A 17306-nucleotide genomic window follows, 5' to 3' on the forward strand; every position below is an offset into this window, starting at 1 on the left:
TATCGGTTGGGATACAGGCCTTTTTTTGTGAATTTTTTCGCTCAGCAGCCTGCCCCAACATGCGATGTGTCGGTAATGGTAATAATGGTGGTCATTACGATCAGGCTGTGATTCAACATAAGTCCATTTGTCTATCTGTGTATTGGCTTGCGAATACGTTTAACCTATTTTTGTTCAATTCGTCAACGAAAATCTAATTTTTATTTGTGATTTTAAATATCTATATCCGTGTTCAGTGAGGCGATGAAATAAAATTTCTGATGCAATTAAGCAGTGACTTAGCCTGCCGAACTGGCTAACCAAACACTGGATAGCCATCGCAGCAAGCCGTCAGTAATCCCTGTGCTCAAAACACGTCAAGCGGCGTCTCGGAGATGACAATACCATTCCAGTCGGCATACAGGTAATCACCGGGTTCAACAATTTGGTTTTGCATAGTCAAGGTGACATTGACATGACCAGCACCACGCTTTTCGGTTTTAAATGGGCAGCTACCGAGCGCTTTGATACCTAAGTCCATCTCCGCCATCGCGACCACATCACGTACCGCACCGTAGACAATCACGCCTTCCCAACCATTTTTGATGGCTAAGATCGCCAATTGATCACCCATTAGTGCTTTTTGGCATGAGCCATGTCCATCAACAACCAGTACTTTGCCTTTACCATTTTGACTGAGCACTTCAGCGACTTGCGAGTTATCGTGATAGCAACGCACCGTCACAATCTCGCCCCAAAAGGCACAGCGTTGGCCAAAATTCTGCAGTGGCAGATTAAGCAAAGTGACTTGCGATTCATACTTATCGCAAAGATCCGGGGTTATATCTCTCATCATTCCTCCATGATTATCTGTTTTAGATTTATTGACTTGGGATTAACCCGAGATAAAACTCGCTATCACCAATCATCGGGCTTATTGAAAAGCACTATTATCCAGCGGAAAGTATTTTCTAAGCCGCGAACAAACACCCTCTAGTGTCACTTTTATCCCATCATAATCAATTGAGTCTAGCTGTAAACGTTGATTATTTACGCAATTCTCATTGTATGACAAGTGCAAACGCTCAGGGTTCCATGTGGTAGTTATGCAAATAAAACGACCAAATCATGAATTTCATCCAGAAAAAACACCACTCTCATTAGGCTCACCAAGGGTTGAACAACCGCTTAGTTGCATAATTCACTCGGTTTACAAATCGTGATAATGCTTAATATCTGTTACATTATAACTCTTGATATAAATCAACAAAGTGATGGGAATTAACATACGGGCATTGTTAGCATGCTGTTAACATTATAAAATCCCGCCCCATAGACTGGTAGAGCCTGTTGAGAATGGGAACCCTCAATGCGAGTTACATCAAGGATGGCGGACAAAAAGCAGTAATGTTTATTAATTTTCATCTTATTAATTAACATAACCCACCAAAATGTGATCTTTTTGCCTAGAATGATTTCTACTAGCACGTTTTTTTTACAAGTTTAGGTAACGCTAATGCAAACCCCGCAGATCCTTATCGTCGAAGATGAGCAAGTCACTCGCAACACTCTTAAGAGTATTTTTGAAGCAGAGGGATACGCTGTTTTTGAAGCCAACAATGGTGAAGAAATGCACCAATTGCTGTCTGATTATCCAATCAATTTAGTGATTATGGACATCAACCTACCAGGAAAAAATGGCTTACTGCTTGCACGTGAATTACGTGAACAGGCCGATGTTGCACTGATGTTTTTAACTGGACGTGACAATGAAGTCGATAAGATCCTCGGCCTAGAAATCGGCGCGGATGACTACATCACGAAGCCTTTTAACCCACGTGAATTAACCATTCGCGCGCGTAATCTGCTCAGCCGTTCAATGAATACGGGCAACGCACAAGAAGAAAAACGTAGTGTTGAGAAATACACCTTTAATGGCTGGGAATTGGATATCAACAGCCGCTCACTGGTCAGCCCTGATGGTGAAAACTACAAGCTACCACGCTCAGAGTTTCGTGCTCTGCTGCACTTCTGCGAAAATCCAGGCAAAATCCAAACTCGTGCCGATCTGCTGAAGAAAATGACTGGTCGCGAGCTGAAGCCACATGACCGTACTGTTGATGTCACGATTCGTCGCATCCGTAAGCACTTTGAATCGGTGTCTGGTACTCCAGAAATTATCGCTACCATTCACGGTGAAGGTTACCGCTTCTGCGGTGATTTAGAAGACTAATCGTTGTGTAGCCAAAAGTGACACCCAAAAAGACCCTAGCTTAATCGCTAGGGTCTTTTTTTAACCGACTGATATTTGCCTGGTTAATCAATTTTTTTCTGGCAGCATTAACCACTGTTTCAAAAGCCCAATATCCGATGGGTACTCATTTTTAATCTCTTCTACCCAATCGCTGATATTTTCCCACCACGCTGGCGTGTCGGGTGATTGCGCTTTTTGGGCAATCATCTGGATCCGTTTTAACCCAATCGATCCAGCGGCACCTTTGATTTTATGGGCTTCATTGACTATCCCCTCTTGATCTTTGGCAATCATATTGGAATCCAACACACTCACATAACTGGGCATCGATTGTTCAAATAAACTGACACTATCCAGCACTGGCTGACGGCCGACAATATCGATATAAGATTGCAACATCTCAATATCCAATAGCTTGCGATACATATCTTGGATCGGTTTTTGTACCGTCACTTGAGGATCGGGTAAAACGGCAAGCGTTTCTCGCTGATCGGTGATTTGAGCGATCACTTTACGCACCGCTGCCACCGATAGTGGTTTACTGAGCGCAGCATCCATACCTCTACGACGGTATTCTTCTTTATCTTTTAGCACATTAGCGGTTAACGCCACTAAAGGCGGCAAAGAAGTATACGTCGCACGATAGTGCTGAGCAATATCAAATCCGGTCATATCCGGCAACTGAATATCCAGAAAAACCAAATCGTAGTCGGTTGGGTTAAAGCGCTCAATCGCCTCTTCTCCCGTCATCGCCACCGTCACTTGATGGCCCATACTCTCCAATAGCGAACGCGCCACGGTAATATTCAACTGAATATCTTCTACCATAAAAATTTTCAGCTGAGTGGGCGATGCTGGCGGCTCAATACTAGCCGGAGCCTGCTCCAACAGTGGCACCGTGATCTTAACCGTAAAAGTACTGCCGAAACCTTGTTCGCTAGCCACACTAATATCGCCCCCCATCAATTGAATTAACTGGAGTGATACCGCTAAACCAATCCCAGTACCTACCGCATGTAAGTTATCTTTACCGGATTTCACTTGATAATACATGGCAAAGATTTTTTGCTGCTCCGCTTCAGAAATGCCAATCCCAGTATCTTCAACTTCAAGGGTGATTTCGGCTTGCTGCTCATGGCACTCAGCACTGACCGTCATCACTACGCCACCTTCTTTAGTAAATTTCATCGCATTACTGAGCAAATTCCATAGCACTTGACGTAGACGAGTCGCATCCACTTCGACCCAACAAGGCAATTCGGTCAAACGCTCTAAATCAAAACGCAGACCTTTTTGCTCAGCCATCAAGGCTGCGAGCACTTCAATTTCAGCCACAAACTCTTCAAAATTAAGCGCTTCGGGGAACAGTTCTAACTTACGGCGATCAAACTTATCCATATCAATAATATCGTTGAAAATATTACCGAGAGTGATGGCGCTGACATTGATGGTTTGCAAATGTTTGCGCTGCTCAACACTAAGCGGTGTATCCAGCAACATGCGACTCAAGCCAACAATCCCATTTAGTGGAGTGCGCAATTCATGGCTAATGGTTGAAATAAAAGTGGTTTTATCGCGACTGGCTTTTTCAAGTGATTCTTCGTTACGTTTGCGTTCGGTAATATCTCGGCCAAAACCAACCAAACCAATATGTTGACCATCTTTGCCATACAAGGGTACTTTACGTAACTCAAAAAAGCTCTTACGACCATTAGGATACACCACCCACTGCTCATGCGTTATGACGGCATTACTGTCAAAAACTTGCTGATCGGTGGCGACTGCCGATTGCGCCATTTCTTTATTGTAAACATCCCAAGGGGTTAACCCGACCAGCTCACTTTCCCGCTTGCCGGTCAACTCTTCCATCGCTCGGTTACAGCCAGAAAATTCACCTTTCGCATTACGGTAGTAGATCAAATCCGGTGAAGCATCAATAAATGAGCGTAATAAAGAGGTCCGTTCAGCCAGTTCGACTTGGGTCTTTTCACGCTGATAAACTTCATTTTCCAGATCGAGCATCGCTTCTTCACGGGCTTCTTCGGCCTTAATCCGATCTTCGATCTCTTGATTTAATTTGAGAATATTCTGCTGATATTTTTGATTCAGCTCGCGATCACGCACCCCCATCTCTTTGAGCTTAGAGACTAATTTTGAGAGGCGTTGGCGCGAGCTTTCCAGTTGTTCGACGATCACGGACAACAAATAGATCGCCGCCGAAGTGATGATAATGCTGATACACACCGAACGAAGAATATCAACATCATCCACAAACCCCTTTAAAAACAGAGTTAAAGCCAGATGAATAACAAAATCCAGTGCCGCCAAGGCAATTGCTAACAGGATGGAAAAACGTAACACCCCTAGTTTGGCCAATGAGTCCACATAGTATTGGGCCAAATTTTTCATCGGTTTCATTCACTGCTCCGTCAGATAAACAGCCATCAGTCTAGCCTTTTTCCTTGGCAAAGGTTAGCCACGCACGCTCACTTGTATTCAATCTGCGACATCAAAGCTGTGTGCGAGACTCAAAAGGAGTGCCAAGTAGCGAACCTTGCCCACCCTCAATCGCCAGCGTTTGACCAATCGCGGTCATCGCCGCCCAGCGATTCTCACACCATAGCGGAGCCAACAAAGTCGGACGGCGTGCTGCTGAAGAGACTCGATGGTAGATAATATGCGGTGGCGTCGAACGGATCATCGCACAAGCAATCGCCACATATTCCTCTTGTTCAAGCACCGATAACCGCCCTGCTCGCCACGCTTTGGCCATGGTACTCCCTTCCACGATATGTAAACCATGTAACTTGATACCATCGGTACCCACCTCAAGCACTTGCTGTAACGTTGCCAGATTATCAGCACGATGCTCACCCGGCAGACCAACAATTAAGTGAGTACACACTTTGATACCGAGCGCCCTTGCCTTGGTGGTGACCTCTGCATAACAGGCGAAATCATGGCCACGATTAATCCGCTTTAACGTGTGGTTATGCGCAGTTTGTAATCCAAGCTCTAACCACACTTCATACCCTTGCTGTACATACCCGGCCAGCAACTGTAACACCGCATCTGGCACACAATCTGGTCGCGTCCCGACACATAAACCGACAATATCCGCCGCTTCAAGTGCTTGTTCATACATCGATTTTAACACTTGCACTTCAGCATAAGTGCTGGTGTAAGCCTGAAAATAAGCGAGATATTTATTGGCGCGTTTGATTTCGCCGGCCCGATCTTGCAACTGCTGCTGGATGGTTTGCTGCTGAGTGGCTTCATTGGCAAAGGAGGCCACATTGCAGAAAGTGCAGCCACCACGGCCAATCGTTCCATCGCGATTAGGACAACTAAACCCACCATGTAACGTCAGTTTATGAACTTTTTCACCATAACGACGCTGTAAATCTTGTCCGATGGTATTGACTAATAGATGTAGATGCATGTCCAACACTCACAATAAATATTCACGATATTTCATGTAATTAAATTACATTCCGCATCATTTAGGCGGCGAATTTTAATCTTTTGAGTTGAATTTCGAATCGATTCAAATCAAGAAATCGGCACAAATCAAACCTCATTCACCGCTTACCGCTAAGCAGTTAAATAAAACGTTCATCTTCCGGTAAAAAAATAAACCCAAGCACAGAGTTTTCGTTGGAATTTGCCCCAGCAAAATTGTAGGATACTTTCAGTTTTCCGTGCTTTTTTGCTCATGAAATAGCAAGCAACGCGGTAGACTTGTCGGTGATATTCCCCACCTACCAAAAGAATCCACTAGAAAAGTGGCTCGATAATAGGAATATCGCTAAGGATTGTCTTTCTCACAACATAATTCCTGTGAGAGACGGAAAGGACGCGGATCTGCTGCCTAAGCAGATTTCACTTAAAACCAAAAAAGGATAAGACGCAGCATCCCAGCACCAAGTCGATCGCTAGCACGGCTTAAGGTAGCAAGGGATCACTGAAGCTCGCTTCAGTGCGGTTGCGTCCTCGATAACTGGAAGGATGTATCTATGGTAGATAAAGCGCAACGTTCGCGTGGTCTTTATACGCCTGAGTTGGAGCACGATGCTTGTGGTATCGGCTTTGTCGCCCACCTGAAAAATCGCAAATCCCATCAGGTGGTCACTCAAGCTTTGGATATGCTTGCACGCATGGAACACCGTGGCGGTCAGGGTTGTGACCCTCGCAGCGGTGATGGCGCAGGCATTTTGTTGCAAAAACCTCACGAATTTTTACTCGAAGAAGCGGTCAAGCTTGGCATCAAGCTGCCCTCATTTGAAAAATATGGCGTGGGAGTGGTGCTATTCCCGAAAGATGAGCACAAACGCGCTCAGTGTCGCGATATTCTGGAACGGAACGCGAAACGCCTTGATCTGGATGTGATTGGCTACCGTGTGCTACCAACCGATAACCGGATGCTTGGTGCCGATCCACTCAGTACTGAGCCACAGTTTGAGCATGTGTTTATTTCCGGTGGCCCCGGCATCCAGCCCGATGAGCTTGAACGTAAACTGTATGTGCTACGTAACTACACGGTGCGCGTCTGCCTAGAAAGCGTCTCCAACATCGGCGATGATTTTTACATCAACTCGATGTCTTATAAGACCTTGGTCTATAAAGGCCAATTGACTACCGCACAAGTACCACAATACTTCCTTGATTTGCAAAACCCAACCATGGTCACTGCACTGGCGCTGGTACACTCGCGCTTTTCGACCAACACCTTCCCGAAATGGCGACTGGCGCAACCTTTCCGCTACATCGCACATAACGGTGAAATCAACACCGTGCGCGGTAACTTGAACTGGATGAAAGCGCGTGAAGCGATTTTACAATCCAAACTGTTTACCCAAGCTGAAATCGATATGCTACTGCCGATCTGCCAAGAAGGTGCATCGGATTCGGCCAACTTTGATATGGTGCTTGAACTGCTGGTGCTGTCCGGCCGCAGCTTGCCTCATGCTCTGATGATGATGATCCCTGAAGCGTGGCAAGAGAACAAAGCGATGGAACCCAAACGCCGCGCTTTCTATCAATATCACGCAAACGTGATGGAACCTTGGGATGGCCCAGCCTCGGTGTGCTTTACCGATGGGGTACAAGTGGGTGCCACATTAGATCGTAACGGCCTGCGTCCATCACGCTATACCGTAACCAAAGATGATTTTCTGATCATGGCCTCTGAATCTGGTGTGGTCGAAATTGATCCGGCCAACGTCGAGTACCGTGGTCGTCTGCAGCCGGGGCGGATCTTTGTCGCTGATCTTGAGCAAGGGCGTATCATCTCCGATGAAGAAGTCAAAGATGGCATCGCCTCAGCTCAGCCTTATGAACAGTGGGTCGAAGAAAACCTACTCAGTTTGAAAAAACTGCCGGCGGCTGACAACGTACATAGCCAGCCATCGCCAGAGCGTCTGCTGCACCGCCAACAAGCGTTTGGGGTGAGCAGTGAAGAGGTCAATGACATCATTCTACCGCTTGCGCAAACCGGCTATGAACCACTTGGCTCAATGGGAGCCGACTGGCCAGTAGCCGTGTTGTCTCATCAATCGCAGCATTTGGCCAACTACTTCAAGCAACTGTTTGCGCAAGTGACTAACCCACCGATCGACCCGATCCGTGAACGCATGGTGATGTCACTCAACACTTACATTGGTCGCGATCAAAACTTGCTGGCGGAAACCCCAGCCCACTGCCGCAAAGTCGAGCTTGAATCGCCGGTCATTTCTAACACTGAGTTGGAAAAACTGCGCGCAATTGATAACGAGCACTTGCAAGCCAAAACCTTAGATATCGTATTTCGCGCCAGTGATGAATCGGGCAAACTTGAGCGCGCGCTCAAGCGGATCTGTCAATACGCAGAAGATGCGGTAATTGATGGCTACTCGATTATTTTGCTGACCGACCGTGCCGCCAACTCAAACCATGCTGCCATTCCGGCCATGCTAGCGGTCGGCGCGGTACACCATCACCTGATCCGCAAAGGTCTGCGCTCCAAATGTGGCATTGTGGTCGAAACTGGTGATGCGCGTGAAACCCATCACTTTGCCACTCTGCTCGGTTATGGCGCCAATGCCGTCAACCCATATCTGGTGGTGGAAACCATTGTTGAGCTTAAACGGCAAAACAAACTCGATGCGGATATTGCGGTCGAGAAATACTTCGAAAACTACCGCAAAGGTGTCAACGGTGGCTTGCTGAAAATCTTCTCGAAAATGGGGATTTCCACCCTGCAGTCCTACCACGGTGCGCAAATTTTTGAAGCGCTTGGGATCAGCAAAGCGGTGGTGGATAAATACTTCACGGGCACCATCACTCGTATCCAAGGCTTAACTCTTGACGATATCGCCAAAGAAGTGCTGGTACGCCATCGCATTGGTTACCCAACTCGGGAAATTCCCCTGCAAGTGCTGGATGTCGGTGGGGTTTATCAGTGGAAACAGCGCGGTGAACAGCATCTGTTTAACCCTGAAACCATTTACTTGCTGCAGCAGTCTACTCGCCACAAAGACTACGCACAGTTCAAGCAATATGCCGCGGCGGTCGATAGCCAAGGCGATAAAGCGGTGACTCTGCGCAGCCAGCTCGATTTTGTCAAAAATCCGGCCGGCTCAATCCCGATTGAGCAAGTGGAACCGATTGAAAGCATCGTCAAACGTTTTGCGACTGGAGCGATGTCATTTGGCTCGATCTCTTACGAAGCTCACTCGACACTGGCGATTGCGATGAACCGCTTAGGCGCGAAATCCAACTCTGGTGAAGGCGGCGAAGATCCGATGCGTTTTAAACTCAACGCCAATGGTGATTCAGAACGCTCAGCGATCAAACAAGTCGCCTCTGGCCGATTCGGGGTAACCTCTTACTATCTGACCAACGCGGATGAAATCCAGATCAAGATGGCGCAGGGAGCGAAGCCGGGCGAAGGTGGTCAGTTGCCGGGCGATAAAGTCGATGAATGGATTGGTGCCACTCGTCACTCCACACCAGGAGTGGGTTTGATCTCACCACCACCGCATCACGATATTTATTCGATCGAAGATTTAGCCCAGCTGATTTTCGATCTGAAAAACGCCAACCGCAAAGGGCGGGTTAACGTCAAACTGGTGTCTGAAGCCGGAGTTGGTACCATTGCATCCGGTGTCGCGAAAGCGAAAGCCGACGTGGTGCTGATTGCTGGCCACGATGGTGGTACCGGTGCTTCCCCGATTTCATCAATCCGTCATACGGGTCTACCGTGGGAGCTTGGCTTGGCCGAAACCCATCAGACTCTGCTGAAAAACGGACTGCGTAACCGCATCGTGGTGCAAGCCGATGGTCAAATGAAAACCCCGCGTGATATCGCAATTGCGGTACTACTCGGCGCGGAAGAGTGGGGCGTCGCGACCGCAGCGCTGGTGGTAGAAGGTTGTATCATGATGCGTAAGTGTCACAAGAACACCTGCCCAGTCGGCATTGCAACGCAAAATAAAACACTGCGTGAGCGTTTCGAGGGACGCGCGGATGATGTGGTGACCTTCTTCCAATACATGGCACAAGGTCTGCGTGAAATCATGGCCGAGCTGGGTTACAGAACCATTAGTGAAATGGTCGGCCAAGCGCACAAACTGACCGTGCGCGATGATATCGGCCACTGGAAATACCAGAATCTCGATCTCTCACCGATCCTGTTTATTGAACCACCGCGCCATGAAGATGGCATTTATTGTCAGACCGAGCAAAATCACCTGCTTGATGGCGTACTGGATCGCACTTTGATCCAACTGGCCAAGCCAGCGCTTGAGCACGGTAGTGCAGTGACAGCGGAACTGCCGATCATCAACACCGATCGTAGTACTGGTACTATGCTGTCGAACGAAATCTGTAAGGTTTACCAAGACCAAGGTCTGCCACAACCAATGCAGGTGAAATTCAACGGCAGTGCCGGACAATCGTTCGGCGCATTCCTCACCAAAGGCGTTTACTTTGAAGTCGAAGGTGATGCCAATGACTACTGGGGCAAAGGGCTTTCTGGTGGCACATTGGTGCTGTACCCGAACCGTAATTCATCGATTGTACCGGAAGAGAATATTGTGGTCGGTAACGTCTGTTTCTACGGTGCGACCTCTGGCGAATCTTACATTCGCGGCCTAGCGGGTGAGCGTTTCTGTGTACGTAACTCAGGCGCGAAAGTGGTTGTTGAAGGTATCGGTGATCACGGCTGTGAATACATGACCGGCGGTGTCGCGGTGATCCTCGGCTCAACCGGCCGTAACTTCGCCGCGGGTATGAGTGGCGGTGTGGCTTACGTTTGGGATAAATCGGGCGACTTCAAAGCTAAGCTCAATGCCGAGCTGGTCGATCTCGATCCTATCGAAGCGCAAGACCAAGCCCTACTCAAAGAGATGTTAACTAAGCATGTTCAATTCACAGGTAGTGAAGTGGCCAAAGCTTTCCTCGCCAACTTTGATGCAAGTCTAGCCACTATGGTGAAGGTCATGCCGCGTGATTACAAAGCGGTATTGCACAAACGTGCTGAGCAGGAGCAACAGGCCACATTAGCAGCGGAGGCGGTATAAATGGGTAAAGCAACCGGATTTTTAGAATTTGGTCGTGAGCTGCCGAAAAAAATCGACCCGGCAGAGCGGATCAAAAACAACCGCGAGTTTGTTCTTAACCAAGAATTTGGTAACAAGATCAATCAGCAAGCTTCACGTTGTATGGATTGTGGTGTGCCGTTTTGTCATAACGGCTGCCCGATTGGCAACATTATTCCCGAGTTTAACGATGCGGTGTATCGCGACAGTTGGGAAGAAGCTTGGAATATTCTGAGCTCAACCAATAATTTCCCAGAGTTTACTGGCCGAGTTTGCCCAGCGCCTTGTGAAAGCGCCTGTGTGCTCGGGATTAACCAAGATCCAATTACCATCTGCAACATTGAAAAAACCATTGCTGAACGCGCTTATCAAGCGGGTTATGCCAAACCAAGAACCCCACGTTCACGCACCGGTAAAACGGTGGCGATTATCGGCTCAGGACCAGCCGGACTTGCCGCCGCCGAGCAACTTAATGCAGCAGGCCATAGCGTGACCGTGTTTGAACGTGATGAAAAAGTCGGTGGTTTGCTGCGCTTCGGTATTCCAGATTTCAAACTGGGAATGGATGTTATTGATCGCAAAATCAATGTGATGGAGCAAGCGGGCGTTAAGTTCGTGGTCAATGCCCATATCGGAGTAGAGATCAATGCTCAGCAATTGCGCCAAGAGTTTGATGCCGTATTGCTGACCGGTGGTTCAACCGTACCCCGCGATCTGGCGATTCCGGGACGGGATCTGCAAGGCGTGTATTTCGCGATGCAGTTCCTTGCACAAAACAACCGCCGCGCCAATAACATGGATCTCAAAAGTGCGGAAATCCATGCTCAAGGCAAGCACGTGGTGGTGATTGGTGGTGGCGATACTGGCTCAGATTGTGTCGGTACCTCGAACCGTCATGGCGCCGCGAGCATTACTCAGGTGGAGATCATGCCAGTTCCATCCAAAATGCGCCCAGCCAATATGCCTTGGCCGCAGTATCCAATGATTCTGCGCACGTCAACTTCTCATGAAGAAGGGTGTCAGCGCCATTGGAATATTCTCACCAAAGAGTTCATTGGTAATGAACAAGGTGAAGTGACGGGTCTACGCATTGCTGACATCGTGTGGCAAGATGCCGCCCCCGGTGAACGGCCAAGCTTTAATGAAGTGGCGGGCAGTGAGCGGGTGATCCCTTGCGATATGGCATTTTTGGCGATGGGCTTCCTGCATCCAGAACCACACGGGGTGATCGCTCAGCTCGGTATCAAGCTGGATGAGCGTGGTAATGTGGCCACACAAGATTTTGCCACCAACCAAAAAGGCGTATTCGCCGCTGGCGATATGCGTACCGGCCAATCACTGGTGGTGCGCTGCATCAACGAAGGCCGTGAATGCGCACGCGCAATTGACACCTTCTTGATGGGCAATACTCACCTTGAAGCCAAAGCCGATTCACTGATGCTTTCGGCTTAAGCAAAGCACAGGCGCGAGCGATACATCCTCGCTTGCGCCTTGTGAGTGAAACCTTTCCTTCCATCTTGTTTGATTTCGGCCAGCCCTCGGGCTTGGCCTTTTTTATCCAACCTTTTTATAAAACCCGGTTCATTTCAGTGCCACGTTCAAGAAACACTCTTTGGGCGTAAAATCGCTACACTCGATGATCCCGCTGCAGCTCGATCGATTAACCGTGCTCGTGCTACACTGCGACTCGTTTTCCTATTGATAGATAAAAGAGAGCTTCCATGAAAATCGGCATCATCGGCGCAATGCAACAAGAAGTCGCTATCCTAAAAGATCTTATTGAAGATGTGCAGCAAGTAGAGCAAGCCGGTTGCACGTTTTACAGCGGTCGAATCCAAGGTGTCGAAGTCGTGCTGCTGCAATCTGGGATCGGTAAAGTCGCGGCGGCATTAGGCACCACTTTACTGCTCAGCCAATACGCACCCGATGTGGTGTTCAACACCGGCTCTGCTGGCGGCTTTGATGCCAGCCTAAATGTGGGTGATGTGGTGATCTCAAGCGAAGTGCGTCATCACGATGCGGATGTGACCGCTTTTGGTTATGAGATGGGCCAAATGGCAGGCCAACCAGCGGCTTTTATCGCAGACCAAGCATTAATCGCCCTCGCCGAGCAAGCACTCGCCAGCTTACCTGCCACTCATGCAGTACGCGGCTTGATCTGTACCGGTGATGCGTTTGTATGCAGCGCCGAGCAACAAAGCGTGATCCGTCAACACTTCCCACAGGTTGTCGCAGTCGAAATGGAAGCATCCGCCATCGCGCAAACCTGCCATCAATTCAAGGTGCCTTTTGTGGTGGTGCGTGCTATCTCTGATGTCGCGGATAAACAATCGCCAATGTCATTTGATGAATTTCTTCCCTTAGCTGCGCAAAGCTCTTCGGCGATGGTGTGCAAAATGATTGAATTGCTCAAATAAGTGAGCCAATAGATGGATAACGGATTTTCCCATCTGTATGCCAATGGTGCGCTACTCGTCATGTGGGGCGCACTGCTGTTTCACTGGTTACTACCGATCCCTTATGCCGCGCACCCGCTGACTTTGTGGCACAAGTTTGCTCAGTTACTGGCCAGCAAAGTGAATACTCCGAGCAGCTATCGGCAAACTTTGCTGTCCGGCACTTTAGCTTGGGGGTTAATGATCATCCCCACTCTCGCACTGTTATGGGCGCTTAAACCACTGGTCTGGCAACCGCAGTTGTTTGATTTAGCTCTGCTGCTGATTGCGTTAGATTGGCGACGCCAGCAAACGCTTGCCAATCAACTGGCGCAAGCGTTAGCTATAGACAATAAACCGCAAGCACGCGAGCTGTTACAACCGTTGCTCAATCGACAAACCGCGCCACTTTCAGCGCTTGGACTTGGTAAAGCAGGGGCGGAAACCTTGATCATGGGCTTTGGACGCAACGTGGTGTGTGTGCTGTTTTGGTATGGCCTACTCGGCGGCAGTGGCGCACTACTGTATCGCTTGATGGCTGAACTGGCGCGAGCATGGTCACCCTCGCGCAGCGCATACCAACCTTTTGGCCTCTCTGCGGTGCGGATTTTAGTCGTGCTCGATTGGCTACCACTGCGGCTGTTTAGCTTATTGATCATGTTCGGTAAACAAGCGGGATCGGTCTACCAAGCGGTGCGGGAACAAAGCCGCAGTTGGCCACTACCCGGCCCAGCTTGGCTATTGTGTGCAGTCAGCAATAAATTGCAGCTCTCACTCGGTGGGCCTGCGATGTATGGTGATAAAAAAAGTGTTCGCGCGAAAATTGGTGGGCGAATTGCCCCTGCTGCGATCCATCTAGCGCAAGTACACCACTTGATCGCTTGGCGCATCTTAGTCTGGATCGCATTAGAAAGCCTGTTGTTACTGTTCATCTATCGCGGAGTATAAATGCCAGTTATCCAACTGTTCATCGGCGCGTTATGGTTTATTACAACCAGCGCATTCGCCGCGCCATTTGTAGCGCAGCGCGTGATTAGCCTAGCCCCACATGCCACGGAAATTGCTTACGCAGCAGGGCTAGGCGATCAATTGGTTGCCGTCAGTGAATACAGTGACTACCCACCTGCGGCGCTAAAACTGGATCGTGTCGCTAATCATCAAAGCATCAATATTGAAAAAATCCTTACTCTGCAACCCGATTTGATCATCGCTTGGCCGGCTGGCAACCCACCACGGGAATTGGCCAAACTGCGCCAACTCGGCCTGACGATTTATGACTCGCAAACCAAAACGCTCGCTGAGATTGCCAATAATATTGAAGCGCTAAGCCAATATTCCGCCAACCCACAATTGGGCCAACAAGCAGCACAACAATTTCGCCAGCGTTTACAGGCGCTGCGCGAGCAATATGCGACTAACCGGCCGATGCGCTATTTTTATCAGCTCAGTGAAAAACCGATCATCACCCTCGCGCAGGGGCACTGGCCAAGTGAAGTGTTTAGCGTCTGCGGCGGCGAAAATATCTTTGCCGATAGCAGCGTCCCCTATCCACAAGTCAGCATCGAGCAGGTATTGGTCAAACAACCTGAAGTGATTTTTACCTCGCCCCATGCGCTGAGTGATGGCCACATGTGGCAAGCTTGGCGTAACCAATTGAGTGCGGTAAAAAACCAGCAAGTTTGGCCTCTCACCACCGACTGGTTAAATCGCCCTACCCCAAGAAGCTTAGATGCGGTGCAACAAGTGTGTGAGTACCTCAAAATTGCACAAAATCAGTAACGGTAGCCGATAAAATTTCGTAAAATCCGCCGCGATTTCTCTACCCGATACGATATACATAGTGAGACAGCCTTGGATACCTCTCTGCTTTACTTGATTGATATGTTTGGTACCGCGATATTTGCGGTTTCTGGTGTGCTGCTGGCTGGACGCTTGAAAATGGACCCATTTGGCGTAGTGGTACTTGCCAGCGTCACCGCGATTGGGGGTGGTACCATCCGCGATATGGCGCTTGGTGCAACGCCAGTCTTTTGGATCAAAGATACCCTCTATTTATGGGTGATCCTGATCACTTGTGCGCTGACCATGCTATTGGTACGCCGCCCGAAAAGAGTCGCGTGGTGGATCCTGCCGGTGTGTGATGCGATTGGCTTAGCGGTGTTTGTTGGAATTGGCGTGGAAAAAGCGCTGAGCTACCAAAGTTCAGCGCTGATTGCGGTGATCATGGGGGTGATCACTGGCTGTGGCGGTGGCATTATTCGTGATGTCTTGGCGCGAGAAATTCCGATGGTGCTGCGCAGTGAGGTATACGCCACCGCCTGTATTATCGGTGGCATAGTCCATACCAGCGCACTGAGCATTGGTTGCAGCAGCTCAACCGCGCTGCTCTCTGGGATCTTTACCACGTTACTGATCCGGCTTGGTGCGATTCGCTGGCATCTATCGCTCCCCACTTTTGCCCTATCAAAATAAGTGAGCTTGCCTCGAGCTAAAAGCCAATCATGGATTGCAGCGCGCTGGCGTGCTGCTGCCAAAGTAGCCGAAGCGCCATCAACATCGACATGGTGATCACTAATGGTCGGATCCAACGCTGACCTTTGCTGATCACCACTTTCGCCCCCAAGCGCGCACCAATAAATCCGCCCACCGCCATGGTTAGGCCGATCGGCCAAATCGGTAAGCCTGCGATAATGAAAAAGGTTAGCGCGGCGATATTGGAAGTAAAATTGAGCACCTTAGTGCGTGCAGTGGCTTCGACTAAGCCAAGATGGCCTAATGCGACAAAACACACGGTAAAAATCGCGCCAGTACCTGGGCCAAAAAAACCATCGTAAAAACCGACCCCAAATCCGACCGTAAACGCAAAAGCACTCTCGGATAAGGGGGCTGGGCCTTGGTCGACTTTGGTCGCGGGGGCGAGTAAGAAATAGAGTGAGATAGCGATCAACAGCCCCGGGATCAAGCTGGTCAATAAAGAGGCATCAATATACTGCACCGCCTCCGCGCCAAGCGCCGCACCGACAAAGGTACAGCCAATCGCCAGTCGCATCGTTTTTAAATTCACGATACCTTGGCGCACAAAATACAACGTAGCCGAAAAACTACCAAACGAACTTTGTAGCTTGTTGGTCGCTAACGCTTGAGTCGGTGGTACTCCTGCCGCCAGCAAGGCCGGTAAAGTCAGCAAACCGCCACCACCCGCCATGGCATCAATAAACCCGGCGACGCAAGCCACCATCCATAACAGCCCTAATATTTCCAGTGAAAGTTCCATTTTTCCCCAAGCGATTCAAAGATAAGCTCTAACAGTAGCGCTGCTCAAAACAGCGAAACACAAGACAACAACCTATTTCATTTACTGCATCATTTCGATCAAACTAGGTTTTGTTACGTAATTCAGCCAAAAAATATTCCGCTAATATAGCTAAACAATAATAAAATTCCCCTTCATCACAGGCAGACTTTAAGCGTTGTAAATAGAGCGTCGCCCACGGAAAAAGATGCTTGTTTAATAGTTCAATTGCTGCGGATTCTTGATCTTGTTCAAGAAAGTGAGCAAGGGCCAATAGCATCAATCCAAATTGATCTTCTGGCTCGTGGCAATCAAGTTGCACCGCTACGCCATGACGTTGAAGAAATTGACGATAAGCTAAGGTACTTTCACCCATCACGATATTCTCAGGATCTAAGTACACCGATCCCCAAGGTGGAGCGAGCATATACCCTAGCCCTTCGAATAGTTGACTAAAGTGTTCAGGTTGCGGTGATGGTAGGTGATGGCACACTGCCGCAATCGCATCAGGATCGCTCCAAGAGAAATAATTGGCTAATTGTGGAAGATCGTGTAACGCATACTGCGCAGGTTCACTTTGCGGTGCATAATAAAATAAGCTACCCAGGATTCTGGGAACAATTGCTAACATTAACTTTCCTTTGTTCTAAAACGTACTCAGCCTGCGATCCAAGTACCCAAGCATACTTGCTTATGGTATCTGATCTCACAGGCTGAAAGTTAAACTCGGTTGAAAAGGAGAATACCGTCAAAGTATCCTCCCAACA

12 protein-coding genes, 2 pseudogenes and 1 other annotated feature (1 of these 15 running past the window's edge) are annotated in these 17306 nt (G+C 48.8%); of the genes and pseudogenes, 7 read left to right on the forward strand and 7 right to left on the reverse strand.

What is annotated here, in order from left to right; genetic code table 11:
- Positions 1 to 106, reverse strand: a sequence feature (Thr leader region) (it extends 14 nt beyond the left edge of the window).
- From thrL to OOK74_RS09105, 3 genes and pseudogenes are all read right to left on the reverse strand, one after another.
- A pseudogene (gene thrL, locus OOK74_RS15035) lies at positions 42 to 135 on the reverse strand (thr operon leader peptide). Its footprint overlaps the feature before it by 65 nt.
- 211 nt (positions 136 to 346) lie before the next feature.
- Positions 347 to 832 (reverse strand): putative 4-hydroxy-4-methyl-2-oxoglutarate aldolase, encoded by a 486-nt coding sequence (locus tag OOK74_RS09100; RefSeq protein WP_166014420.1) that lies wholly within the window; start codon positions 830 to 832, stop codon positions 347 to 349.
- A 147-nt stretch (positions 833 to 979) separates the two neighbouring features.
- Positions 980 to 1096 (reverse strand): annotated as a pseudogene (locus OOK74_RS09105) (DUF3293 domain-containing protein); the annotation flags it as partial.
- 399 nt (positions 1097 to 1495) lie between these two features.
- Here OOK74_RS09105 and arcA point away from each other — a divergent pair.
- Complete coding sequence (gene arcA / locus OOK74_RS09110; protein WP_274722792.1) at positions 1496 to 2212, forward strand: two-component system response regulator ArcA; 717 nt, start codon at positions 1496 to 1498, stop codon at positions 2210 to 2212.
- Between the two features lie 87 nt (positions 2213 to 2299).
- Here arcA and arcB read toward each other — a convergent pair whose 3' ends face one another.
- Both arcB and mnmL read right to left on the reverse strand, forming a co-directional pair.
- Complete coding sequence (gene arcB / locus OOK74_RS09115) at positions 2300 to 4651, reverse strand: aerobic respiration two-component sensor histidine kinase ArcB (protein ID WP_278182645.1); 2352 nt, start codon at positions 4649 to 4651, stop codon at positions 2300 to 2302.
- Positions 4652 to 4742: 91 nt separating this feature from the next.
- On the reverse strand, positions 4743 to 5675 hold the full coding sequence (mnmL, locus tag OOK74_RS09120; RefSeq protein WP_278182646.1) for a tRNA modification radical SAM protein MnmL/YtqA: 933 nt from the start codon (positions 5673 to 5675) through the stop codon (positions 4743 to 4745).
- 574 nt (positions 5676 to 6249) lie between these two features.
- Between mnmL and gltB the strand changes: the two genes are divergently transcribed.
- The 6 genes from gltB to OOK74_RS09150 all read left to right on the forward strand — a co-directional run bounded on the left by gltB (position 6250) and on the right by OOK74_RS09150 (position 15719).
- Positions 6250 to 10794, forward strand: a complete 4545-nt coding sequence (gene gltB, locus OOK74_RS09125; RefSeq protein ID WP_278182647.1) for a glutamate synthase large subunit — start codon at positions 6250 to 6252, stop codon at positions 10792 to 10794.
- Positions 10795 to 12264 (forward strand): glutamate synthase subunit beta, encoded by a 1470-nt coding sequence (locus OOK74_RS09130; protein WP_278182648.1) that lies wholly within the window; start codon positions 10795 to 10797, stop codon positions 12262 to 12264.
- Positions 12265 to 12533: 269 nt separating this feature from the next.
- On the forward strand, positions 12534 to 13229 hold the full coding sequence (gene mtnN / locus OOK74_RS09135) for a 5'-methylthioadenosine/S-adenosylhomocysteine nucleosidase (protein ID WP_274722797.1): 696 nt from the start codon (positions 12534 to 12536) through the stop codon (positions 13227 to 13229).
- Between the two features lie 12 nt (positions 13230 to 13241).
- Complete coding sequence (locus OOK74_RS09140) at positions 13242 to 14195, forward strand: cobalamin biosynthesis family protein (protein ID WP_278182649.1); 954 nt, start codon at positions 13242 to 13244, stop codon at positions 14193 to 14195.
- Positions 14196 to 15026 carry a vitamin B12 ABC transporter substrate-binding protein BtuF gene (gene btuF, locus OOK74_RS09145; protein ID WP_278182650.1) on the forward strand — a complete coding sequence of 277 codons (831 nt, stop codon included), beginning with the start codon at positions 14196 to 14198 and terminating at the stop codon, positions 15024 to 15026. It abuts the gene before it with no gap.
- Between the two features lie 72 nt (positions 15027 to 15098).
- Positions 15099 to 15719 carry a TRIC cation channel family protein gene (locus tag OOK74_RS09150; protein ID WP_166014411.1) on the forward strand — a complete coding sequence of 207 codons (621 nt, stop codon included), beginning with the start codon at positions 15099 to 15101 and terminating at the stop codon, positions 15717 to 15719.
- Between the two features lie 16 nt (positions 15720 to 15735).
- Here the strand turns inward: OOK74_RS09150 and OOK74_RS09155 are convergent, their stop codons facing one another.
- Together OOK74_RS09155 and OOK74_RS09160 are read right to left on the reverse strand one after the other, a co-directional pair.
- A complete protein-coding gene (locus OOK74_RS09155) occupies positions 15736 to 16521 on the reverse strand; it encodes a TSUP family transporter (protein WP_274722800.1) in 786 nt (261 codons plus the stop codon).
- Positions 16522 to 16624: 103 nt separating this feature from the next.
- Positions 16625 to 17170 carry a molecular chaperone TorD family protein gene (locus OOK74_RS09160; RefSeq protein WP_278182651.1) on the reverse strand — a complete coding sequence of 182 codons (546 nt, stop codon included), beginning with the start codon at positions 17168 to 17170 and terminating at the stop codon, positions 16625 to 16627.
- Positions 17171 to 17306: the final 136 nt, after the last annotated feature.

This window comes from Vibrio misgurnus, from assembly GCF_029635775.1.
In the GTDB taxonomy this organism is placed as follows: Bacteria; Pseudomonadota; Gammaproteobacteria; order Enterobacterales; family Vibrionaceae; genus Vibrio; species Vibrio chanodichtyis.